Source organism: Arcicella sp. GW822-FHT02H01, from assembly GCF_058802005.1.
This window is the reverse complement of the sequence record NZ_JBXANT010000001.1, coordinates 1,766,037-1,788,224: the sequence shown is the minus strand read 5'-3', so window position 1 is coordinate 1,788,224 and position 22,188 is coordinate 1,766,037. Positions and strand designations below refer to the sequence as shown.

The following is a 22,188-nucleotide window of genomic DNA, read 5'->3' as shown; positions in this document are numbered from 1 at the left end:
AAATATTAAGTTAAATACTTGTCATTCAGATAAATATTTTACATTAAATAGAAATTCAAGATGAAAAGAAGAATATATTCAATCCTTACCGCAACAGCTCTACTATTTTTAAGTAGCTGTACAGGTGATTATCTAGATATTAATGATAACCCTAACTCGGCGGTATCTTCAACACCAGAATTAGTATTATCAAGTGCATTAAATACTACTGCTGGTAGATTAACACACAATCAAATCGGTAATTTCTTCGGAGGTTATTGGGCGCCGTCAGGTAGTTACTCTGGGTTTATTGAAGAACGCCAGTTTGATTACGGTGCTACTTATGGTACAGGTGTTTGGAATAGTTGCTATGATAACTTAACTGATTATCAGTATATTGTAGATAAGGCAGAGGCTCAAAAATGGAAAGCCGTTTCGGGAATTGCTAAAGTAATGATAGCGTTCAATTATCAAATCTTAGTAGATGCTTATGGAAATATTCCTTACAGCGATGCTTTGAAAGGAACAGCATCAATTCGTCCGAAATATGATGATGCTCAAGCAGTTTATAATGCTTTAGTAACATTATTAGATGCAGCATCTGCTGATTTGAAAGTAGCTATTTCTGGTGATAACCCTAGCCCTGCTGGTCAAGACATCGTGTTTAAAGGTGATTTGACAAAATGGAGAAAGTTTGCTAACACACTTAGATTGAGACTATTAATACGTCAAACAAATGTTGCAGGGAAAGATTTAAAAACTGAAATTGGTAAAGTTGTTGCTGAAGGTGCTGGTTTCTTAGGTGCTGGTGGTACTGTAACCTCAACACCTGGTTATTTGAAAACTGCTGGTAAGCAAAATCCATTCTGGGAAAACTACGTTCAGACTGCTGCTGGTAGTGATGCAGGAACTAAACAAGCTTATGTTACTTCAGACTTTTTTATTACTACTATTCAAGATGTGTTGAAAGATCCACGTTTACCTCGTTTGGCAGCTAAAAATAATGCTGGTATTTATGTAGGGGTACCACTTGGAGAAGGAAACGATGCTAACCTTTTTCCTAAACGCTCATGGTTTGGTCCAGCAATTATCAAGTCGTTTGATCAACCAATGGTCTTAATGACAGCTGGAGAAAGTTTCTTCTTACAAGCAGAAGCTATTCAAAGAGGTTATATGACAGGAGATGCTAAAGCAACATATGAAGCTGGTATCACTGAAGCATTTACTGCTGCTGGTTTAACAGCTGCTGATGCTGCCGCTTATTATGGTTCTAGCATTGTAAATGCAAGTTGGGCTAGTTCACCAGATAAAATTGAGGCAATTATTACTCAGAAATGGGTTGCAATGTTTAGTTTGACAGGTTTTGAAGCATGGAGTGAGTTCCGTAGAACAGGTTTCCCTAAGGTACCTTTAGCTACAAAAGCTATCCAAGCAAAAGCTCCAGCACGTTTGTTCTACCCAACTTCTGAAATTTCAACAAATTCAGAAAACGTAGCAGCACAAAATGTTACTAGTCAATTTGATAACAAAATCTTCTGGGCTAAGAAATAAATTAATTTGAACATTTGAGTGAATTATTACTCAAATAGTCACATTTACTCAATTTTAACATTAGCAATTACAAAATGAAAAAAATAATAAAAACAGGTCTGATACTTTTCGCTTCAATTATCGGGCTAAGCAGTTGTTTAGAGGACAAAGGCTATACAGACATCATCAATGGTGTCGGAGCAGATCCAATCGTTAGTATTTTTGGAAATGCAGGTGGATCTTTACAAACAGGAAAATTTAAAATAGATACTCTTGTTGAAGTAAAATATCAAGTAAACCTTGGTTCAGTAAATACATTAGACAAAGATTTGTCATTAACAATGGGAGTTACTACTGCAGCTACTGATTACTTGAAATCAACTAATGCAAAGAGAGTAGCAGCAGGGGATGATCCTTATGAGGCTTTACCAACATCTGCATATACACTTGTAAATCCTGTGGTTATTAAAGCAGGAACTAGAGATGCTGATTTTTCAATCAAAGTAAAGCTTCCTACAACACTTGATTTCTCTAAAGAATATGTTATTCCAGTGGGAATTGCAGATGCTAGCGGTGTTAAAATCAGTTCAAACTTAGGTTTTATGAACATCTTTGTTGGAGGTACTCCTAACAAGTATGATGGTGCTTATCACTCTAGTGGATATTTCTCTCACCCAACATCACCACGTGATATCGATAGAGATAAAACTTTAAAAACTATTGATAAAGCTACTTCTGAAACTGAATTTGCAGATTTAGGGTATATCATGTGGTTAAAAGTAAACAAGGATAACACTGTAACAATCATTCCTCAAGGAACTGCAACAGGATTAGCAGGACCATTTGAGCAAACTGGTGTTAACAAATATGACCCTGTTACTAAAACATTTACATTGAATTATCAGTATAGTACTGGAACACGTGTTATATCTGAAGTAATTAAGAAAAAATAATTTTTTTTATTTTACTAAAAAAGGGTCGCCCAACAGCGACCCTTTTTTTATGGCATTTTATCATTTTTATGCTAAATTGACCTATAAAATCAACCAACTTGCTATGTATCTTAACGGAATAGCTTCAAAAAAAATAACGTATGATGCCATCGTAATTGGCTCTGGAATCAGTGGGGGATATGCTGCAAAAGAATTGTGTGAGGCAGGATTGAAAACGCTTGTATTGGAACGTGGACGAGACGTAAAACATATTCAGGACTATCCAACTGCGATGACTGACCCTTGGGATTTACCACATCATGGTAAATTAACTCAGGAAGTTATCAGCGAAAACCCTATCGCAGACCGTTGCTATGCTTTTGATGAAGCTACTCAACATTTCTTTGTGAAAGATAAAGAGCATCCCTATATCCAAGAAAAACCTTTCGACTGGATTAGAGGCTACCAAGTAGGAGGGAAATCTTTGCTATGGGCAAGACAAACACAACGTTGGAGTGACTACGAATTTGAAGGACCTGCTCGTGATGGTTTCGCGGTAGATTGGCCAATTCGTTACAAAGATATTGCTCCGTGGTATAGCAAAGTGGAGAAATTTGTAGGTATTAGTGGTAATAAAGATGGTATCAAGAGTCTGCCCGATGGTGAATTTCTACCTGCTTGGGAATTGAATTGCTTGGAAAAACATATCCAAAAGAGTGTTAAAGAAAATTATGCTAACAGACAGGTGATTATTGGACGTTGCGCACATCTTACTAAGCCCAATCCTATTCATTTAGCACAAGGGCGTGGTCAATGTCAGGCGAGGCATCTGTGTTATAGAGGTTGCCCTTTTGGTGGGTACTTTAGTTCGAATTCTTCAACGCTCCCTTGGGCTGCAAAAACAGGTAACCTAACGCTTCGCCCATATTCAGTGGTGCATTCAATCATTTACGATGAGCAAAAAGGAAAAACCAAAGGTGTAAGAGTTGTAGATTCACAGTCAAAGGAAATATTGGAATTTTATGCAAAAATCATTTTTGTGAATGCCGCTACTTTAAATACTAACTTGATTTTGTTGAATTCTACTTCAAATCGTTTTCCAAACGGTTTAGGGAATGATAACGAGTTAATGGGTAAGTACGTAGCTTTCCATAATTATCGTGGTTCAGGTGGAGCTACTTTCGATGGTTTTGAAGAACAATATTACTTAGGGCGAAGACCTACTTCTGCTTTTATGCCATCGTTCCGAAATCTTGAAAAGCAAGAGATGGATTTTCAACGTGGATATATGGTAGCCTTTTCAGCCTCGCGAGCAGGTTGGCAGCAAGATATAAGCAAGCCTACCTTTGGAGAAGATTATAAAGCAAAAGTTACCAAAGCTGGACAATGGGGAGTATTTATCATGATGCAAGGAGAAACAGTTCCTCAAAAAGAAAATCATCTTAGACTAAGTACCGAAAAGAAAGATGAATGGGGCATTCCACAGTTGATTACATCGATTGGGTACGATACTGAAAACGATGAGAAAATGATTAAAGATTTTCATGAGCAAGCTACAGAAATGCTAGAAAAGGCAGGATGTGAAAATATTTATATGTCGGATAGCAAGCAAGCGCCAGGATTAGATATTCATGAAATGGGTGGAGTACGCATGGGAAAAGACCCCCAAACATCATTATTGAATAAGTTTAATCAATTACATACCTGTAAAAATGTATTTGTAACAGATGGTGCTTGTATGCCTTCTGTGGGTAACCAAAATCCATCGCTTACTTTTATGGCACTTACAGCGCGTGCGGTAAATCATGCTGTAGAAGAGATGAAGAAGGGGATGCTATGATAAGTAATTTTACTATATAGTATAAACTCTTCAATGGATTCTCTAATTTTACTTAAAATTACTAAAGCCAATTTAATAAATATATTATCATACAATGCATCAGTTAGGATTTGTGAGTGCTATTTTAGCGGATCATACTTTTGAACAAGTAATAGATTTTGCTTCAGAGAAAAACTTTAAATGTGTAGAAGTAATGTGCTGGCCAGCTGGAAATGCTGATGCCCGCAGGTATGCAGGGGTTACGCATATTAATGTAGACACCCTAGACGATGCACAGATTGCGCATATTAAAAACTATACAGCCGAAAAAGGTGTGCTTATTTCTGGATTAGGGTATTATCCTAATCCGCTTGACCCAGATATTGATAAAGCCAATTTTTATGTAGATCATATCAAGAAAATCATCTTGGCAACAGCCAAATTAGATATTCCTGTGATGAATACTTTCATTGGTAGAGACCCTTCTAAAAATATCACTTATAATTTAGATAAATTCAAGGAGACTTGGACAGATATTGTAAAGGTGGCAGAGGAAGTAGGAGTAAAGATTGGGATTGAAAACTGTCCGATGTTTTTTACAAATGACGAATGGCCAGGAGGTAAAAATCTAGCTACGACACCAGCTATCTGGGACAAAATGTTTGACATTATTCCTTCTCCAACATTAGGTTTAAATTATGACCCTTCGCATTTGGTTTGGCAAATGATGGATTATACGCGTCCACTATATGATTATCGTGACCGCCTGCATCATATTCACTTAAAGGATGCGAAAGTATATCCTGAAAAACTAAATAGAGTAGGTATTATGGGTAATCCTTTGGAATATCATTCACCAAAATTACCAGGGCTTGGAGATATTAATTGGGGAAAATTCTTTTCAGCACTGAATGATGCGCGCTATCGTGGGCCAGTTGTTATTGAGGTGGAAGACAAAGCATATGAAGGGACTGCCGAAGATGTAGAGACGGCCATCTTAACAGCAAGAAACTATTTGAGTCAGTTTTTAGGTTAATAATAAGTAATTTAGTGGTAGTAATCATTTGCGATGACTGCTACTATATAAATCAATAAGTCTAAAGTATTCAGCTTGAGCTTAAAAGTAACATCAATAAAAGCTTAAAGTGTGCTACTTTTAGCTTAAAGCCATAACAATGAGTAAAAACGTAAGCAACAGCAAAACCATAGAATATTCGTCACTGAAAGATATTAGGAAAGCAGCACAGGCGATTTTGGCTTTTGGGAAAAGCACACCAATTTGGCTTTTTGAAGGGCAAATGGGTGCTGGGAAAACCACGTTGATAAAAGCCATCTGCGAATGTATGTTGGTAAATAGCCATGTACAGAGTCCAACTTATTCATTGGTGAATGAATATGCTACTACACGTGGCGAAAATATTTACCATTTTGATTTTTATAGAATCAAAAATGAGGAGGAGGCAATGGACATAGGTGTCGATGATTATTTATACTCTGGTGATTATTGTTTTATTGAATGGCCATCAAGAATAGAAAACCTCTTGCCATCTAAGCACTTGAAAGTGAATATAGAAGTAGATGAAAATGGTAAAAGAGTAATAAATTTGTTAAAAGTTTAAGATTATCATTGATGAATGACTAGTTCATTCTGATAAATGAAATTCAGCAATCAAAATGGCTCAACCTTCAGGATTTAAAGAAGTACTTGCTCAGACAGGCTTAATGACACAAGAGGCATTGGTTTGGACAAAACAAAATGCAAAAAGCCTGTTTATAGGCCTTCCTCGTGAAGTGTCTATGCAAGAGCATAGGATATCACTTACACCAGATGCCGTTGGTTTATTAATCAGGAATGGGCATAGAGTGGTTATTGAAACTGGGGCAGGGAATGGTGCAAAATTTACAGATAGCCAATACTCTGAGGCTGGCGCTCAGGTAGTTTATTCAACCGAAGAATTGTATAAAGCTGATGTTATCGTAAAGGTTCAGCCATTAACAGACCTCGAAATTGAATATTTACAGCATGGTGCTACGGTGGTTTCTTCCTTAAATATGTCGAAACTAACGAAAGAATATTTCGAGAAGCTAAACCGAAAAAAAATAACAGGGCTATGCTATGAATATATCGAAGATAACGCTGGCGGAATTCCGATTATTAGGGCGATGTCTGAAATAGCAGGAAGTACGGTGATGTTGATTGCTGCTGAGTATTTGAGCAGTGGTAATGATGGCATGGGCGTTATTTTAGGAGGCATCACGGGAGTTCCACCAACCAAAGTAGTGATTTTGGGTGCTGGAACAGTTTCAGAATATGCCGCTAGAATAGCCATAGGCTTAGGGGCAGATTTAAAGGTGTTTGATAAAGACATTTTTAAACTACAACGCTTGAAATACTCGGTAGGTCAAAATATTTATACCTGTATTATCGACTCAAATGTTTTAACGCAAGCGATTCGTGATGCTGATGTGGTAATTGGTGCTTTGCGTGCGGAGGATGGCTTTACGCCATGTATCGTCACAGAAGAGATGGTATCGATGATGAAGCCTAATTCGGTCATTATTGATGTTTGTATTGATAGTGGAGGATGTTTTGAAACATCTGAAATTACTACACACGACCAGCCAATATTTAGGAAACATGATGTAATTCATTATTGTGTTCCTAATATTCCTTCAAGGGTAGCTCACACCGCTAGTCAGGCGTTGAGTAATATTTTTACTTCTTTCTTGCTAAAAACAGGTAAGACAGGAGGAATTGAAGAAGCCATTTTTGCGAACAAAGCATTTATGAAAGGGGTTTACTCTTTTAAAGGAAGTTTAACAAATGCTACTATCGCTAAGAAATTTGGTTTAAATTATAAGGATTTAAGTTTGCTATCCGCAGCGAGATTCTAGAGGAGATGTTAGATAAAAGAAGCTAGACACTAGATTTTACATACAAGAAGAAAGACGTGATAACGGAATTCTAGTTTAAATAAAAATAGAGGTATAAATGTTAAAGTTAAATTAACAATCAAACCCTTAAGTCAATAATCTAAAGTCTAGTGTCTAAAGTCTACTGTCTAAAATCTAATGTCTTGAGTCTATAAAATAAAAAACAATGATAGAAGATTACACAGCCATATCCAATGCTCCGAATTCTCCTGATTTAAATGGAAAATATTTGGGCATTATTTCAGCAGATTTTGCGTTAGTTTCTGAATTTTTAAAAGAAGCGTCTTATCAAATTAGGACTAGAGGTTTTTCTAAGTTTCCAATTTTTGCCGTTTCACAAAACCCTGTGCAAGTGGGTCAGAAATTAATTGGAATCCATGAGATGAACAATAATACATGGAATTATCATGCCTCATTTGTAGAAGAATTTCTACAAAGGGGAATTATTGCTGAGGAAAATGTAGAAGTTTTTCAAAGCAGCTATAAAGACCCAGATGAGTATTGTTGCCTTTTTGTTTTAGACAGAGATTTTGCCAGTTTTATTTATATTCCCTTCCCTGAAGACTGATTATAGGGAATTTGTTAGCATAATGGAAAATATAACTATATAAATAAAAAAAATAATTATACAAATAATGTAGGTTATTAAACTACGTTTACTAATTTTACAACCTCAACCACTAAAGCTTATTTTTGGTACAATAATTGGAAGGTTGTATAAAGAAATAAGCATGTATAATCATTTAAAATATTAACCATTATGTTAAACCCAATCTTAGGCATCGGCTCTCGTATCCGCCATACGGACTATGGAGACGGCGTAGTTGTAAATTTGAAATCTACAGGCTACGTAATTACATTTACACAAACGGATTCAAAAGAAATCAAATTCGATTATCCGCTTGAAATTATTGAAGAAGTAGAGAGAGATAATGACCTTGTTACATATCTAATGTGGAACTAATAGTTATTTTGAAATCTAAAATGTTTTAACTTTGTTAGATGCTGAGTATAGTTGTTAAACTAAACTCAGCATTTTTATTTGTAATACATTAAGACGATTAATATGTATGGTAGCTTTTCCTTTTGATAAAACTAATCTGGTCAAAGAGTCGATTTTTAAACTTGCTAATTTCTCCACGGAAGAATGGGAGTATTATAAACAACTACTTGAAGAAGTTACATTTTCTAAAAAAACCTTTTTGACAATGAGGGGAGAGGTAGAAAAATATGCTTATTTTATCATAGAAGGGGCTGTAAAATATGAAGCCTATACGCACGATGGCAAAAGTATTTGTGTGGATTTAGGCTTTAAAGGAAGCTTTGTTAGCTCATTTGCCTCTTGTTTATCACAACAAGTTTCAAATATTTCAATTCAGGCAGTTACGGCTGTGAATGCTTTTCGGTTGTATTATCCTAAAGTGTTGGAGTTGATGGAGCAATCAAAGAATGCAGAACGTTTTCATCGATTGATTGCAGAACAACTGTATGTGCGAGAGAGCAAACGCACTTATTCACTGATTTCAAAAAATGCCGAACAGCGATATTTATATTTGTTAGAAAATCAGCCAGATGCCCTCAGGCTAATTGCTGTAAAAGATTTGGCTTCTTATTTGGGCATTCATCCAGATAGTTTGAGCCGTATACGTCATCATATCAAACTTTAAGGTGTTTTTTACTTCTAGGATGAAAATCAACAATGGTTTGTTGTAAATATTCTCGGTCGAGGTGGGTATAAATCTCCGTAGTAGTAATAGATTCATGTCCAAGCATTTCTTGAACGGCGCGAAGGTCGGCACCACCCTCAATTAAGTGCGTAGCAAATGAATGCCTAAAAGTATGAGGACTAACGTTTTTTTGAATACCAGCTTGTGCCACTAAATCTTTGATAATCAGGAAAATCATTACCCTTGTTAGCTTGTTGCCTCGGCGGTTCAAGAAAACATAATTGCCTGCTTCCTCTTTGATAACCTGATATTTTCGGATTTCTTCTAGGTAAATTTGAAGATAATGAATCGCATCTTTACCAATAGGTACAAGCCTAACTTTGTTGCCTTTACCGATAATTCTGATAAAACCAATATCCAGAAAACACTCTGTTAATTGCATTTCTACCAATTCAGAAACCCTTAAACCTGAGCTGTAAAGTACTTCCAGTATGGCTCTATTTCTCGCACCTTCGGGTGTAGAAAGGTCGACGATAGATAATATTGCCTCGATTTCAGGAAAAGAAAGCGTAGGAGGTAACTTCCGTCCGATTTTTGGAGAAGCAATCAAATCCATAGGGTCGGTTTTGATGACATCTTCCAGTAAAAGATATTTAAAAAAAGCTTTAAGACCAGATAACATCCGAGCTTGTGAAGTAGTCTCTAAGCCCAATTCACCGAGATAAGTAAAGAAATTAAAGATGTGGGTATCGGTAACCGTCGTCGGGTTAATGTCATTCTCACCAGCAATATCAAGATATTCCCACAACTTTTGAACATCACGTAGGTAAGCTTCAATGGAATTTTCAGAAAGAGAACGTTCTAAAGTAAGATAGCTTTTGAAATTTTTTAGATAGCTTTGCCATACCATAAGAAATATCGGTTGGGATTTATTGAATAGAAAGTCGGTAAAAATAAAAATGTTGATTTTAATACCGCAGAATTAACTCAAAGATACTCAAAAACCATTTGTGAAGCATTGCTTTACAGGGTTGGAATAACCATTCATTTAAAAAACAATGTCAAAGAAAAAAATTATCATTATCAATGGCCCAAATTTGAATTTATTGGGCAAGCGTGAACCAGAAATTTATGGACACCAAACTTTTGAGCAATATTTTGAAGTATTAAAAGATAAATATTCAGATAGAGTAGAGTTAGTGTATTTTCAGTCGAATCATGAAGGTTTTTTGATTGATAAAATTCATGAAATAGGCTTTTCGTACGAGGGTATCGTGCTGAATGCAGGTGCTTTTACACACACTTCAATTGCGTTGGCTGATGCCATTGCAGGAGTAAAAACGCCTGTGGTAGAAGTACATATTTCAAATGTTCATAAGCGTGAAGAGTTTCGTCACCATAGTTATGTCAGTAAAAATTCAATTGGTATTATCATTGGTTTTGGCTTGCGTGGTTATGATTTTGCGATTCAAACATTTTTATAAGATTGGGTAGGCGTGAGGCATCATCATAAAAATCACGGCTAATACTATATCAACACCGTTAACAGTTAGCCGATTTCGACTAACATTAAGTCAATGATTACTTTTTATCCTGGACCTTCAAAAGTATATCCCCAAGTAGCTAGATATATGCAAGAGGCTTTTGAGGAAGGCGTTTTGAGTATCAATCATCGCAGTGCTGAATGTATGGAAATTACAAAAAGTGCCATTCAGCTTTTGCATGAAAAATTGAATATTCCTCCCGATTATAGCATTTACTTTGTTTCTTCGGCAACAGAGGCTTGGGAGATAATCGCCCAGTCGCTTACTTCAAAAAGCTCAACGCATTTTTACAATGGCGCTTTTGGAGAGAAATGGGCAGATTATAGTAGTAAAATAGTAAAGAATGTAGATAGAATATCATTTGCTGTAGAAGAAAAACCATCGGTAAATTTGGCATTGAATGCTGAGATAGAAGTACTTTGTTTGACGCAAAATGAAACATCAAACGGTACACAAATCAGAGATTTCAGTCCTTTCCGAAAGGCTTTTCCAGAGAGTATGATTGCAGTAGATGTTACGTCATCCTTAGGAGGAATTAAATTAGACTGGCACAACGGTGATGTCTGGTTTGCATCAGTCCAAAAATGTTTAGGCTTGCCTGCGGGGATGGGCATTATGATTTGCTCGCCGAAAGCTTTGCAAAAAGCCGAGCAAATTAATGATAGAAAATATTACAATAGTCTGCTATTTATGCAAGAAAATTTTGCTAAATATCAGACTCATTATACGCCAAATGTACTAAGTATCTATTTATTGAATAAAGTTTTAAGTGATATTTCAGATATTTCTGACATTTCAAGAAAAATAAAAAAACAAGCAAAAGATTGGTATAATTTCTTCAATGATACTGATAAATTTGGTGTAAATTGTTTAGTGCAAAATATTGATATACAGTCAGATACTGTAATTGCTATCCAAGGAACAGAACAGCAAATTAAAGCGATAAAAGAGCGAACTAAAATAGCAGGGATAACGTTGGGGAATGGCTACGGTACTTGGAAAAATACAACTTTTAGGATTGCTAATTTTCCAGCAATTGAAGCATTTGAAATTAGTAAACTAAAAGAAATTTTATATTAAAATAGATGGAATTAAATTTTAAAGAAATCATTTCGGTTTCACTCATTCTTTTTTCGGTCATTGATATTCTAGGCTCAATTCCTGTCATTATTGATATTCGTAGAAAAACAGGCGATATTCATGCTGAACAAGCTACCTTGGTTTCAGGGGGAATTATGGTCGGCTTCTTATATGTCGGAAAGTCAATCCTCAACCTTTTTGGTGTTGATATCAACTCCTTTGCTATTGCTGGGGCTTTAATCATTTTCTTGATAGGATTGGAAATGACGCTCGGTAGAAGTATTTTCAAATCAGAGGAATCGACAGGAGGAGCCAAAGCGGCTTCGATTGTGCCATTGGCTTTTCCAGTAATTGCTGGGGCAGGAACAATGACTACTATTCTTTCCTTGAAATCTCAGTTTGATGAAATCAATATTCTAGTCGGCATTTTACTAAATCTTGTATTTATCTACACTGTTTTGAGGGCTTCACAATGGATTGAAAACCGTTTAGGACAAGTAGGTGCTAACGTGCTGAGAAAGGTATTTGGCGTAATTCTCTTAGCTATCTCAATTAAAATAATTAAGTCAAGAATTGGATAATTTTTTTTGACGACATTAAAAGAATCTATTAACATTGGCAAAGAAAGCAAAATTTTATGTAGTCTGGAAAGGACGAAAAACGGGCGTTTTTGAAACTTGGGCAGAGGCAGAGGAACAAGTAAAAGGTTTTGAGACCGCTCAATATAAATCTTTTGAAAGTAGAAAAGAGGCAGACGATGCCTTCAAAGGTAATTATTGGCAATCTGTACAAAAAACACAAAGTGGTGCTACAGGTAAGTCGAGCAAGTCGTCGGCATTGGTTGGAAAACCCATTGCTGAAAGCATTTCTGTAGATGCTGCCTGTGCGGGTAATCCGGGGAAGTTAGAATATCAGGGCGTAGAAACAGGTACAAAACGAGTATTGTTTTCGATGGGGCCTTTTCCAGAAGGTACAGTAAACATTGGTGAATTTTTAGCCATCGTTCATGGATTAGCTTTTTTGCAAAAGCATCATTCAACTTTACCCATTTATTCAGATTCAAAAACAGCGATTAGTTGGGTAAAGAACAAAGCTGTAAAAACGAAACTAGAGCGGAATGCTAAAAATGAAGAACTATTTCAGTTGATGGAAAGAGGAGTGCTTTGGTTAAAAAATAATCAATACCCTAATAAAATCCTTAAATGGGAAACTGAATTTTGGGGCGAAAACCCTGCTGATTATGGTAGGAAGTAAGGTTAGTCGATGCTAAGTTTTAATCTTCATCACTAGCGAGGGACTTAAGTCGCTAGTGATGAAGGGATATATTTAAGCTAAATCTGAAGCACGATATGCTTCAATCAACTTCATTTCTCCTTCTTTTCCACCGATAGAATTGCCATGTTCCATTCCTAAAATGAATTCACCTCTATTGGTTGCTTTGGCTTTTTCGTTAATGTGTTTGAACAAAAACTTATAATTCACTTCGCCTGTAGTAGGTTCTTTTCTACCAGGTTCATCACCAATCTGGAAATAAGCAATTTCATCCCAAACCCAATCCATGTGTTGTGTCATGCGTCCTTCGTTGCGTTGCATGTGCCACATATCGAATAAAATTTTACAAGATGGGCTATTCACAGCCTTGCAAATCATATAAGATTGGTCTGAATTACGAAGGAATAAATCAGCATTATCAGAAAGTGGTTCCATCACCATCACCAAACCATGTGGCTCAAAAATCTCGGCACCTCTTCTAAAAGCATCAATTACATTCCCCGTTTGTACACCTATCGGTAAGTTGCGTTCAAAATAACCCGGAACAATCGTCATGTATTTTGCATTACAGCGTTTGGCTACTTCTACGGCATTTTTGCAGGTTTTCAAAAAAACATCCTTAAATTCTTGTTTGCCTGTGGTTAAAGATGTTTTCCAGTTGTCGCCACCATCAATCACAAAAACACCCATAGCCATATCCAACTTAGCCATAGTGTCGCCTATTTTCTTTTGCAATTCTGGGGTTCTACCCATCATTCCATTATCTTCTAAAGCACGGAATCCCATCTCGTGCATAAACTTCAATTGGTCAATTTCATCTTTGCCAGCCGAATTTTGGAACATCCCAAAGTGCGGAGCATATTTTAATTTAAATACGGGTTGAGGGCTAGCTACATTTACTTTTTCAGCCGATTTTGCCAAAGTAGGCAACGTCGCTAAGCCTGTGCCAGCAATGATGTTTTTTGTAAAATCTCTTCTTTTCATAGTTTAAATTAATTTTGAGTAATATTTAGATTTTAAAGTAATTTTTTACACCCGCTAAAATACTTTCTACTGCGAAAGCTGCTAAGACTAGCCCCATTACTTTGGTAATGACTAATATGCCAATTTGCCCAATTTTATCTTGAATACTCTTTGCCAAAAGCAACAAAAACATCGTAACCAGTAGTGTAAATATTACGACTAAAGTGGTTAAAAATTGTTGAGAGACCGTAAAGCGATGGTTGTCTGTTAATAAAACAACGGCCATAATAGCCCCTGGCGAAGCAATGGATGGAATGGCAATCGGAAAAACGGCAACATGCTTATAGTCTTCCACTTTGTCTAGCTTTTCATTTGATTTGCCATGACCAAAAATCATCGATAACGAAAATAAAAATAAAACTACTCCACCAGAAACCTGAAAAGCTGCCAGCGAAATGTGCATGGCTTCTAATAAGATTTGACCTATCACGATAAAAAAGATAAGCACCAATGCCGCTATCAATGATGCCCTGATAGCTATTTTTTTCTTCGTTTTATCACTGTATTTACTGGTAGCATCTAAGTAAATTGGGATTGAACCAACGGGGTCAATTACAGCAAAAATCAGCACAAAAGATTTTAGAAAGTCATTGATTATATCTGTCATAAAATTGTATCGCTTCAAAAAAGAGATTTAGTAAGGTTTTACGCTATTTTAGACCTGATATATTTGTTGAACCACGTATTTCTTTAAGTTGCTACTGTTCAAATATACTCATGCTAAATAGAAAATATGCCCGTACTTATAGGACTATGGCTTTTTAAAATTCCACCATACTTTGTGGGGATATATGCTGTCTAGGACAACGGGTTCGCCAATAAGAGGGGTTGTTAGTGTAATATCTGAATGCTCTAAGCTTTTTACTAAACGATTGATAGGCTCGTCCCAAGGGTGATAACCCAAGGCAAATTTTGCCCAATGTACTGGCATCAATACTTTGGTGTTCAATTCTATGGCTACTTTGGCCGTTTCTTCTGGTGAGGTATGTATCAATGGCCAATCTTTGCCATACTGACCGTTCTCTAATAAGGCAATATCAAATGGTCCAAATTTTTCTCCGATGGTTTTGAAGTGATGGTCATAGCCAGAATCTCCCCCAATAAAAATGCTGTAACCATCAATTTTCAAAACAAAAGAAGACCAAAGGGTCTTGCCACGGGTAAAACCTCGTCCCGAAAAATGTCTTGCAGGGGTTGAAGTAATCTCTAATGCATCATTAATCTTTTTACCTTCCCACCAATCGAACTCGACAATGTTTTCAGGATTTACTCCCCATTCTTCCAAATGCGCACCTACTCCTAAAGCGGTATAGAATTTCTTTACTTTGGGGATTAATTTACTGATGGTCACATAGTCCAAGTGGTCGTAATGGTCATGTGAAAGTACCAACATATCGATTTCAGGAAAATCTTCGACGTTGTATACATCAGCACCTTTGAAAGCTTTTCCAAAAAAGGAAACAGGAGAGGCTGCTCCACTAAACACAGGGTCTACTAAAACCGTGGTTTTTTTTGATTTGATTAAGTAGGAAGAGTGACCAAACCAAACGATGGTTGGCTTCTCAGAAGCTAATGTTTTTAAATCAGTTTTGATAGAAGGAAGGACATCATCTGGTTCAACTGTTTTGGGCTTATTCAAAAAATCGTTAAGCAATCCCCAATAGGAAGCATCCTTTGGCATTACTTCAGTAAGCGAGAGGTTTTGAAATGATCCATTTGAATAATTAGGTGACTTTTCAATACGAGCTAGGCGAGCGCCTGAGGGGTCTTTGCCGAAAACTTTTTGTTGCATAAAGACATACAAGCCCATTCCGAGAAAGGCAAAAACAAGGATAATTAGTAGCATAATTTTGCGTAAATATGTTAGGATCACTTTTAATGAGTAGTTATTTGAACAATTACCTTGCTAACACCTATTCTTGCTGATTTTGTTCATTTCTGCTGGTATTCGTCAATCCAAACATCATTACTAAAGCAGTTAATACAATCTATTGCTATATTCTTAAATAAGAAGACTTTTATGCCAATATTTTTGTTTAACTAGTAAGAGGAATTATCTGAGATTAATAATTGATTTTAAATGGAAAATATAGATGAATTAATCAAAGGCCAGCAAGTGATATTATTTGATGGCGTTTGTAATTTTTGCAATGCTTCAATCAATTTTGTGATTGACCATGACCCCAACAAGCGTTTCAAATTTGCTTCGTTGCAATCTGAGTTAGGAAATGCCGTTTTGCAAAAATATCAAAGAAATACAATAGATTTTGATTCGATAATTTTATTGAAAAATAATAGAATATTCACCAAATCAGAAGCAGCGTTAGAAATTGCCAAAGATTTATGCGGTTTTTGGAAGTATTTGTCTCTTTTTAGCGTATTACCGAGTTCAATCCTCGATTTTTTTTATGATTTGATAGCCAAGAATCGCTATAAAATTTTTGGAAAATCAGATTCTTGCCGAATGCCAACGCCTGAGTTAAAAGAAAGATTTCTCTGAACGGATAGTAAATAGTTGAATTGAATAGTTAATTTTGCGGACTTTAGCACAAGAGCAATAGAGATACTATGCTCTTTTACTTATTTTACTCACATTCATTTAATTATTAAAATGAAAGCATACGTTTTCCCGGGTCAAGGCTCTCAATTCAAGGGCATGGGTAAAGACCTTTATGATAATTCAGCATCAGCCAAGGCATTATTCGAGCAAGCAAACGAAATTTTAGGTTTTCGTATTACAGATATTATGTTTGAAGGTACAGACGAGGAGCTTAAACAAACCAAAGTTACTCAACCAGCTATTTTCTTGCATTCAGTTATTTTAGCCAAAGAAACAGCAGATTTTAACCCAGAAATGGTAGCGGGACACTCATTAGGAGAGTTCTCGGCATTAGTAGCTACAGGAGCATTGAGCTTTGAAGATGGCTTGAAATTGGTTTCTGCACGTGCGTTAGCCATGCAAAAAGCCTGTGAAAACAATCCTTCGACTATGGCAGCGGTTTTAAACTTATCAGACGAAGTAATTGAAGAAATTTGTGCTTCTATTACGGATGAAGTAGTGGTAGCGGCTAACTATAACTGCCCAGGTCAGGTAGTGATTTCGGGTTCAAACGAGGGCGTTGCTCAAGCAGGTGAAAAACTAAAAGAAGCAGGAGCGAAGCGTGTTTTATTGTTGCCTGTAGGTGGTGCATTCCACTCTCCATTGATGGAGTCTGCTCGTGAAGAATTAGCTGCTGCTATCGAGGCAACACCTTTTGCACAGCCTACTTGCCCTATTTATCAAAATGTAAATGCTCAGCCTTCAACGGATGTTGAAACCATTAAGGCTAACCTTATTTCGCAGTTGACTGGTGCTGTTCGTTGGACACAATCAGTTCGTAATATGGTTGAAGATGGTGCTACAGTTTTTGTAGAGTGTGGCCCAGGTAAAGTATTACAAGGACTAGTGAAAAAGATTGCTCCAACTGTTGAAACTAGTGGTGTAGCTGTTTAAAATAGCTTACTTCTACCACCAATAGTAAGGTCGGAATGATGTTTTTTTTGAAATATAAAGGTCAATTAGTCAATAACTTATAAAATTTTGTCAAGTCATTTTTTTATTTTTTGAAAAAATGACTTGACAAAGCCGAATTATACGACTAATTTTGCACCACAATTCAAATGTGATTGACCGATGGTGTAATGGTAACACTACGGTTTTTGGTACCGTCATTCATGGTTCGAATCCATGTCGGTTAACAAAAATCTCTTGAAACAATTGTTTCGAGAGATTTTTAATTAACAAGTCAACTCACAAAAGAATTATATTGACCGATGGTGTAATGGTAACACTACGGTTTTTGGTACCGTCATTCATGGTTCGAATCCATGTCGGTTAACAAAAAGCCTTCAAGCTATTTAGTTTGAAGGCTTTTATGTTAATATCATTTCGTACACGTACCAAAATATCGTTAAACAAACTTAAATAATACCGCCAGATAAATTTATGCACAATTAAATTGATACAATTTAGGTTTATCATAGCAGACAAGCATTTTTATATTTAACTTTAGTTTTTGAAAATTAAACGATCTTTAAAAATTTTATTAAGCAATTGACACTAATCAAATCAATATCAGGCATCAGAGGGACTATCGGCGGAAAAGCAGGAGAATCCTTAACACCTTTAGACGTTGTTAAATTTACAGCAGCTTTCGGCACTTGGTTAAAAAGAAGAAAACCTGAGACACTTAAGATTGTACTTGGACGTGATGCTCGTCTTTCTGGAGACATGGTTTCTAAATTGGTAGTAGGTACACTTCAAAGTTTAGGATTAAGTGTACTTGATTTAGGACTTTCTACAACACCAACCGTCGAAATGGCCGTACCTGCCGAAAATGCCGCAGGAGGTATTATTTTAACGGCAAGCCATAACCCTATTCAATGGAATGCCTTAAAGTTATTGAATGCTGCAGGTGAATTTATTTCTGGCAATGATGGAGAAGAAATGCTTCTTATTGCTGAAAATGAAGATTTTGATTTTGTGGACGTCAAGAAATTAGGTAGCTATACCCAAGACGACACTTGGCTTCAAAAGCATATTGATTTGATTTTGGCTTTACCATTAGTAGATGTAGAAGCTATCAAAAATAAAAACTTTAAAGTAATTGTTGATGCTGTAAACTCATCAGGTGGGATAGCTGTACCAATGTTGCTTGAAGCATTAGGCGTAACGCAAATTACAAAGTTACACTGTGAACCTACAGGGCATTTTGCACACAATCCAGAACCGCTCCCTGAAAATTTAACCGATATTACCAAGGCTATTGAAAAGGGTAAATTTGATTTAGGGATAGTAGTTGACCCAGATGTAGACAGACTGTGCTTTATGTGTGAAGACGGTTCGCCATTTGGAGAAGAATATACCTTAGTAGCAGTGGCAGATTATATTTTACAGAATCATAAAGGAAACTCGGTATCAAACCTTTCTTCAACACGTGCTTTACGTGATGTAACAGAGAAAGCTGGCGGTAAATATTATGCTTCGGCCGTTGGAGAAGTGAACGTAGTTACCTTGATAAAATCTGCTAAGGCTGTAATCGGTGGCGAAGGTAATGGCGGTATTATCTATCCAGAATTACACTATGGGCGTGATGCTCTAGTTGGTATTGCTTTGTTTTTGACACATTTAGCTAAATCAGGCAAGCGAATCTCAGTAATGAGAAAAGGCTACCCTGAATACTATATTTCAAAAAATAAAATTGAACTTACGCCAGATATTGATGTAGATGGAGTGTTGGAAGCTATTCAGAAAAAGTATGCTAAAAACCCAATCAATGCGATTGATGGCGTAAAAATTGAATTTGATAAAGAGTGGGTTCATTTAAGAAAATCGAATACTGAACCTATTATCAGAATATATTCTGAATCAGATTCAATCACCAAAGCTGATAATTTAGCTAAGAAATTGATGAGTGATATTAAGGAAGTAGTTTCTTCAAGATAAACTCAAAAAGATAAATACTTGTTAAAAGAATGTCAGGCAGTTTGTCTGACATTTTTAGTTTTCAATAATACCCATTTGTTATACAGAAGTGATAGACTTTTAAAAGAATTTTGTTTATCATCAAAGCCAAAACACTTCATTAATCTCCAAATTAATTCAATGAATAGAATTTATTTAGATAATGCTGCCACCACTCCAATGGACAAAGCAGTAATCGAAGCTATGTTACCCATGATGGAATCTAATTTTGGAAATCCATCATCTATCCATACACACGGACGTGAAGTTCGTAATACCATTGAGCGTGCTAGAAAAACGATTGCAGGATTATTAAATACTTCGCCTGCGGAAATTTTTTTTACCTCTGGTGGAACAGAGGCAGACAACACTGCTATCGTCCGTTCTATTGAAGATTTCGGCATCACTCATGCCATTACTTCACCCATTGAGCACCATGCCGTACTTCATACATTGGAATACATGGCTAAAAAAGGGAAAATCAAGCTAAGTTATGTTGAATTAGATACAAAAGGTCATGTAGATTTAAAGCATTTAGAGGAATTACTACGTGATAACCCGAAGACATTGGTTTCGTTGATGCATGGAAATAATGAAATCGGTAATTTGTTGGATTTAGCAGTGGTTGGACAATTGTGTGAAGACTATGGCGCTATTTTTCATTCAGATACCGTACAAACAATGGGGCATTATCGCCATGATTTACAACAAATGAAAATTGATTTCATGGTAGGTGCAGCTCATAAATTTCATGGCCCTAAAGGCATTGGCTTTTTGTACATCAATGCCAAGAGCAAAATATCTCCCTTTATTCATGGCGGTTCGCAAGAAAGAAATATGCGCGGAGGAACCGAAAATGTATATGGTATCGTAGGGTTGGCTAAAGCGCTAGAAATTGCCTATGCGGACATGGACGAACACAGAAAGCATATTGAAATGCTGAAAGCTAGAATGATAGCTAGATTGAGCAGTGAATTAGATGATATTGAATTCAATGGGGACTCTGACAATTTAGAGAGAAGTCTTTACACGGTGCTAAATGTAAGCTTCCCACCATCTGAAGAAGCAGATATGTTCTTGTTCAATTTAGACATTAATAAAATATCAGCATCAGGCGGAAGTGCCTGTACGAGTGGCTCAGATATTGGCTCGCATGTATTAACAGCCTTGAATGTTTCGCCTGAAAGACCATCAGTTAGGTTCTCGTTTTCAAAGTATAATACCATAGAAGAGATTGATTACGTAGTAGACAAATTAGTAAGTATACTCAAAGTAACAGCGTAGCTGTCAATTTAGAATTTAATACAAAAGGCTCAGAGATTCTCTGAGCCTTTTGTATATTTGTTTATTAGCGAATTTGAAAAAGGCTGAAAGTCGTCGGAATTCGACTATCAGTTTTTTTAGTGTTTGGGTTTTTTGGAATGGGTTTTAGTAGCGTTTGTGGATTTCGTCTTAATTTAAAATATATAGCATTATCAATTCATCAGCATTTTAATCCTTATTAATCCTATAAACTTATGCAGACAATCGACAGCCGAGAACCGACAGCCGACAACCATCAGCCAACCCTTAAAAAAGTTATTAACACTACCCAATTGTGGGCAATTGCAGTAGGACTTGTTATTTCAGGAGAGTACTTTGGCTGGAATTATGGGTGGGCTTCCTCTGGAACAATTGGCTTTTTAATAGCAACATTGTTGGTAACCGTAATGTACGTTACCTTTATTTTCTCCTATACCGAGCTTACAACCTCTATTCCTCATGCTGGTGGAGCTTTTGATTATGCCAACAGAGCGTTTGGTCAAGTGGGCGGTTTTATTGCAGGTTTTGCCACATTAGTAGATTTTTTATTAGCACCCCCTGCCATTGCCTATGCCCTTGGAAGTTATGTCAATTTCCTGCATCCAGCTATTCCTGTAGTACCTACGGCAATAAGCATGTATGTGATATTTATTACGATAAACCTTTTCGGTATCAAAGAATCTGCCCGATTTTCATTGTTTGTTACTATTTTGTCGGTTTTAGAATTAATCATTTTTATAGCAGTTATCTTTCCTTTTTACAAAACAGAAAACTTTATTGCCAACAATCCGCCTACTATTACAGCCGATAGTGTTTTTGCTGGTATACCTTTTGCAATATGGTTTTTTGTAGCGATTGAAGGAGTAGCCATGGTAGCAGAGGAAGTGAAAGAACCCCGTACTACTATTCCAAAAGCCTATATTTCTAGTATCATTACCTTGGTAATATTGGCTTTGGGCGTAATGATTCTGAGCGGAGGCGTTGGCGATTGGCGAACATTGAGTAATATTGACTATCCTTTGCCCGAAACACTCTCGATGGCCTTAGGAAAAAACAATAGTCTTTCAAAAGTGTTTGCTAGTTTAGGACTATTTGGCTTGATTGCTTCGTTTCATTGTAATACGATTAGTTATTCTCGGCAAATCTTTGCGTTGGCTCGGGCGGGATATTTGCCTAAATTTTTATCGGTTGTTAACAAAAAGTATCAAACGCCCCACTGGGCATTGATAGCGGGCGGTGTAGTAGGAGCAATTGCTATTTTTACGGGTACGACCAACAAAATCATTATTATGTCGGGCTTGGGGGCTGTGGTAATGTATGCCATGAGTATGCTAAGTTTGTTAGCTTTGCGAAAAAAAGAACCTCAGCTAGACAGACCTTTTATTGCTCCTTTTTATCCATATTTTCCTATTATTGCCTTGGTGTTGTCTTTGGTATGTATGGTTGCTATTGTGTATTATAATCAGTATTTAAGTATTTTATTTTTTGGAAGTTTGATTGTGTGTTTGCTTGGGTTCGTATTAAAGTTTGGAGGAAAAATAGCTCCGAAAACTATCATTAAATAAAATGAAGCAAGTGTTTAGACTTGACTTCTGGTATCAAT

Annotated in this window: 22 protein-coding genes and 2 tRNA genes; 20 read left to right on the top strand and 4 right to left on the bottom strand. The window is 36.4% G+C overall.

Going from position 1 to position 22,188, the window contains the following annotated elements; all coding sequences use genetic code 11:
* Nucleotides 1-60 precede the first annotated feature (60 nt).
* From AC1RNE_RS07625 to AC1RNE_RS07585, 9 genes are all read left to right on the top strand, one after another.
* On the top strand, nt 61-1,530 hold the full coding sequence (locus AC1RNE_RS07625) for a SusD/RagB family nutrient-binding outer membrane lipoprotein (RefSeq protein ID WP_492800423.1): 1,470 nt from the start codon (nt 61-63) through the stop codon (nt 1,528-1,530).
* Between the two features lie 74 nt (nt 1,531-1,604).
* Nucleotides 1,605-2,462, top strand: coding sequence for a BT_3987 domain-containing protein (locus AC1RNE_RS07620; protein ID WP_492800422.1), 858 nt, complete (start codon nt 1,605-1,607; stop codon nt 2,460-2,462).
* Between the two features lie 103 nt (nt 2,463-2,565).
* Nucleotides 2,566-4,281 (top strand): GMC oxidoreductase, encoded by a 1,716-nt coding sequence (locus tag AC1RNE_RS07615; protein ID WP_492803613.1) that lies wholly within the window; start codon nt 2,566-2,568, stop codon nt 4,279-4,281.
* Between the two features lie 94 nt (nt 4,282-4,375).
* The gene (locus AC1RNE_RS07610) at nt 4,376-5,296 is read left to right on the top strand and encodes a sugar phosphate isomerase/epimerase family protein (protein ID WP_492800421.1); all 921 of its coding nucleotides are present in this window, start codon (nt 4,376-4,378) and stop codon (nt 5,294-5,296) included.
* Nucleotides 5,297-5,435: 139 nt separating this feature from the next.
* Nucleotides 5,436-5,879: a tRNA (adenosine(37)-N6)-threonylcarbamoyltransferase complex ATPase subunit type 1 TsaE gene (gene tsaE / locus AC1RNE_RS07605; RefSeq protein ID WP_492800420.1), complete on the top strand. Its 444-nt coding sequence runs from the start codon at nt 5,436-5,438 to the stop codon at nt 5,877-5,879.
* A 55-nt stretch (nt 5,880-5,934) separates the two neighbouring features.
* Nucleotides 5,935-7,155, top strand: a complete 1,221-nt coding sequence (locus AC1RNE_RS07600; RefSeq protein WP_492800419.1) for an alanine dehydrogenase — start codon at nt 5,935-5,937, stop codon at nt 7,153-7,155.
* A 205-nt stretch (nt 7,156-7,360) separates the two neighbouring features.
* Entirely contained in the window at nt 7,361-7,762 is a 402-nt protein-coding gene (locus AC1RNE_RS07595) for a hypothetical protein (RefSeq protein WP_492800418.1), read from the top strand.
* A gap of 192 nt (nt 7,763-7,954) precedes the next feature.
* Nucleotides 7,955-8,158 (top strand): hypothetical protein, encoded by a 204-nt coding sequence (locus AC1RNE_RS07590; RefSeq protein ID WP_309913921.1) that lies wholly within the window; start codon nt 7,955-7,957, stop codon nt 8,156-8,158.
* Between the two features lie 106 nt (nt 8,159-8,264).
* Nucleotides 8,265-8,861, top strand: coding sequence for a Crp/Fnr family transcriptional regulator (locus tag AC1RNE_RS07585; RefSeq protein ID WP_492800417.1), 597 nt, complete (start codon nt 8,265-8,267; stop codon nt 8,859-8,861).
* Here the strand turns inward: AC1RNE_RS07585 and xerD are convergent.
* Nucleotides 8,851-9,771, bottom strand: a complete 921-nt coding sequence (gene xerD / locus AC1RNE_RS07580) for a site-specific tyrosine recombinase XerD (protein ID WP_492800416.1) — start codon at nt 9,769-9,771, stop codon at nt 8,851-8,853. The genes AC1RNE_RS07585 and xerD overlap by 11 nt on opposite strands.
* Nucleotides 9,772-9,919: 148 nt before the next feature.
* On the opposite strand from xerD, the gene aroQ reads away from it, so the two are divergent.
* The 4 genes from aroQ (at nt 9,920) to AC1RNE_RS07560 (ending at nt 12,739) form a co-directional block, all read left to right on the top strand.
* Complete coding sequence (gene aroQ / locus AC1RNE_RS07575; RefSeq protein WP_492800415.1) at nt 9,920-10,345, top strand: type II 3-dehydroquinate dehydratase; 426 nt, start codon at nt 9,920-9,922, stop codon at nt 10,343-10,345.
* A 93-nt stretch (nt 10,346-10,438) separates the two neighbouring features.
* On the top strand, nt 10,439-11,485 hold the full coding sequence (locus AC1RNE_RS07570; RefSeq protein ID WP_492800414.1) for an aminotransferase class V-fold PLP-dependent enzyme: 1,047 nt from the start codon (nt 10,439-10,441) through the stop codon (nt 11,483-11,485).
* 5 nt (nt 11,486-11,490) lie between these two features.
* Nucleotides 11,491-12,066 carry a MarC family protein gene (locus tag AC1RNE_RS07565; protein ID WP_492800413.1) on the top strand — a complete coding sequence of 192 codons (576 nt, stop codon included), beginning with the start codon at nt 11,491-11,493 and terminating at the stop codon, nt 12,064-12,066.
* 34 nt (nt 12,067-12,100) lie between these two features.
* Nucleotides 12,101-12,739, top strand: coding sequence for a ribonuclease H1 domain-containing protein (locus tag AC1RNE_RS07560; RefSeq protein ID WP_492800412.1), 639 nt, complete (start codon nt 12,101-12,103; stop codon nt 12,737-12,739).
* Nucleotides 12,740-12,811: 72 nt separating this feature from the next.
* Here AC1RNE_RS07560 and AC1RNE_RS07555 read toward each other — a convergent pair whose 3' ends face one another.
* The 3 genes from AC1RNE_RS07555 to AC1RNE_RS07545 form a co-directional block, all read right to left on the bottom strand.
* Entirely contained in the window at nt 12,812-13,741 is a 930-nt protein-coding gene (locus AC1RNE_RS07555) for a hydroxypyruvate isomerase family protein (protein WP_492800411.1), read from the bottom strand.
* Between the two features lie 25 nt (nt 13,742-13,766).
* Nucleotides 13,767-14,387 carry a MarC family protein gene (locus tag AC1RNE_RS07550; protein ID WP_492800410.1) on the bottom strand — a complete coding sequence of 207 codons (621 nt, stop codon included), beginning with the start codon at nt 14,385-14,387 and terminating at the stop codon, nt 13,767-13,769.
* A gap of 144 nt (nt 14,388-14,531) precedes the next feature.
* Nucleotides 14,532-15,626, bottom strand: a complete 1,095-nt coding sequence (locus tag AC1RNE_RS07545) for an MBL fold metallo-hydrolase (protein WP_492800409.1) — start codon at nt 15,624-15,626, stop codon at nt 14,532-14,534.
* 234 nt (nt 15,627-15,860) lie between these two features.
* On the opposite strand from AC1RNE_RS07545, the gene AC1RNE_RS07540 reads away from it, so the two are divergent.
* The 7 genes from AC1RNE_RS07540 (at nt 15,861) to eat (ending at nt 22,150) form a co-directional block, all read left to right on the top strand.
* Entirely contained in the window at nt 15,861-16,280 is a 420-nt protein-coding gene (locus AC1RNE_RS07540; protein ID WP_492800408.1) for a thiol-disulfide oxidoreductase DCC family protein, read from the top strand.
* A 111-nt stretch (nt 16,281-16,391) separates the two neighbouring features.
* Complete coding sequence (gene fabD, locus AC1RNE_RS07535) at nt 16,392-17,273, top strand: ACP S-malonyltransferase (RefSeq protein ID WP_492800407.1); 882 nt, start codon at nt 16,392-16,394, stop codon at nt 17,271-17,273.
* 174 nt (nt 17,274-17,447) lie between these two features.
* Nucleotides 17,448-17,518: transfer RNA gene (locus tag AC1RNE_RS07530), tRNA-Gln, on the top strand.
* Between the two features lie 69 nt (nt 17,519-17,587).
* Nucleotides 17,588-17,658 (top strand) — tRNA-Gln (locus AC1RNE_RS07525).
* Between the two features lie 215 nt (nt 17,659-17,873).
* A complete protein-coding gene (gene glmM, locus AC1RNE_RS07520) occupies nt 17,874-19,265 on the top strand; it encodes a phosphoglucosamine mutase (protein ID WP_492800406.1) in 1,392 nt (463 codons plus the stop codon).
* A gap of 159 nt (nt 19,266-19,424) precedes the next feature.
* Nucleotides 19,425-20,567, top strand: coding sequence for a cysteine desulfurase family protein (locus AC1RNE_RS07515; RefSeq protein ID WP_492800405.1), 1,143 nt, complete (start codon nt 19,425-19,427; stop codon nt 20,565-20,567).
* Between the two features lie 233 nt (nt 20,568-20,800).
* On the top strand, nt 20,801-22,150 hold the full coding sequence (gene eat / locus AC1RNE_RS07510; protein ID WP_492800404.1) for an ethanolamine permease: 1,350 nt from the start codon (nt 20,801-20,803) through the stop codon (nt 22,148-22,150).
* Nucleotides 22,151-22,188: the final 38 nt, after the last annotated feature.

Excerpts from the sequence above, each read along its gene's own strand:
- AC1RNE_RS07620 (WP_492800422.1), top strand. The coding sequence starts at position 1,605 with ATGAAAAAAATAATAAAAACAGGTCTGATACTTTTCGCTTCAATTATC.
- tsaE (WP_492800420.1), top strand. The coding sequence starts at position 5,436 with ATGAGTAAAAACGTAAGCAACAGCAAAACCATAGAATATTCGTCACTG.
- AC1RNE_RS07590 (WP_309913921.1), top strand. The coding sequence starts at position 7,955 with ATGTTAAACCCAATCTTAGGCATCGGCTCTCGTATCCGCCATACGGAC.
- AC1RNE_RS07515 (WP_492800405.1), top strand. The coding sequence starts at position 19,425 with ATGAATAGAATTTATTTAGATAATGCTGCCACCACTCCAATGGACAAA.
- AC1RNE_RS07625 (WP_492800423.1), top strand. The coding sequence starts at position 61 with ATGAAAAGAAGAATATATTCAATCCTTACCGCAACAGCTCTACTATTT.
- fabD (WP_492800407.1), top strand. The coding sequence starts at position 16,392 with ATGAAAGCATACGTTTTCCCGGGTCAAGGCTCTCAATTCAAGGGCATG.
- AC1RNE_RS07585 (WP_492800417.1), top strand. The coding sequence starts at position 8,265 with ATGGTAGCTTTTCCTTTTGATAAAACTAATCTGGTCAAAGAGTCGATT.
- AC1RNE_RS07540 (WP_492800408.1), top strand. The coding sequence starts at position 15,861 with ATGGAAAATATAGATGAATTAATCAAAGGCCAGCAAGTGATATTATTT.
- aroQ (WP_492800415.1), top strand. The coding sequence starts at position 9,920 with ATGTCAAAGAAAAAAATTATCATTATCAATGGCCCAAATTTGAATTTA.
- eat (WP_492800404.1), top strand. The coding sequence starts at position 20,801 with ATGCAGACAATCGACAGCCGAGAACCGACAGCCGACAACCATCAGCCA.
- AC1RNE_RS07595 (WP_492800418.1), top strand. The coding sequence starts at position 7,361 with ATGATAGAAGATTACACAGCCATATCCAATGCTCCGAATTCTCCTGAT.
- AC1RNE_RS07550 (WP_492800410.1), bottom strand. The coding sequence starts at position 14,387 with ATGACAGATATAATCAATGACTTTCTAAAATCTTTTGTGCTGATTTTT.
- AC1RNE_RS07570 (WP_492800414.1), top strand. The coding sequence starts at position 10,439 with ATGATTACTTTTTATCCTGGACCTTCAAAAGTATATCCCCAAGTAGCT.
- AC1RNE_RS07615 (WP_492803613.1), top strand. The coding sequence starts at position 2,566 with ATGTATCTTAACGGAATAGCTTCAAAAAAAATAACGTATGATGCCATC.
- AC1RNE_RS07555 (WP_492800411.1), bottom strand. The coding sequence starts at position 13,741 with ATGAAAAGAAGAGATTTTACAAAAAACATCATTGCTGGCACAGGCTTA.
- AC1RNE_RS07565 (WP_492800413.1), top strand. The coding sequence starts at position 11,491 with ATGGAATTAAATTTTAAAGAAATCATTTCGGTTTCACTCATTCTTTTT.
- AC1RNE_RS07545 (WP_492800409.1), bottom strand. The coding sequence starts at position 15,626 with ATGCTACTAATTATCCTTGTTTTTGCCTTTCTCGGAATGGGCTTGTAT.
- xerD (WP_492800416.1), bottom strand. The coding sequence starts at position 9,771 with ATGGTATGGCAAAGCTATCTAAAAAATTTCAAAAGCTATCTTACTTTA.
- AC1RNE_RS07600 (WP_492800419.1), top strand. The coding sequence starts at position 5,935 with ATGGCTCAACCTTCAGGATTTAAAGAAGTACTTGCTCAGACAGGCTTA.
- AC1RNE_RS07610 (WP_492800421.1), top strand. The coding sequence starts at position 4,376 with ATGCATCAGTTAGGATTTGTGAGTGCTATTTTAGCGGATCATACTTTT.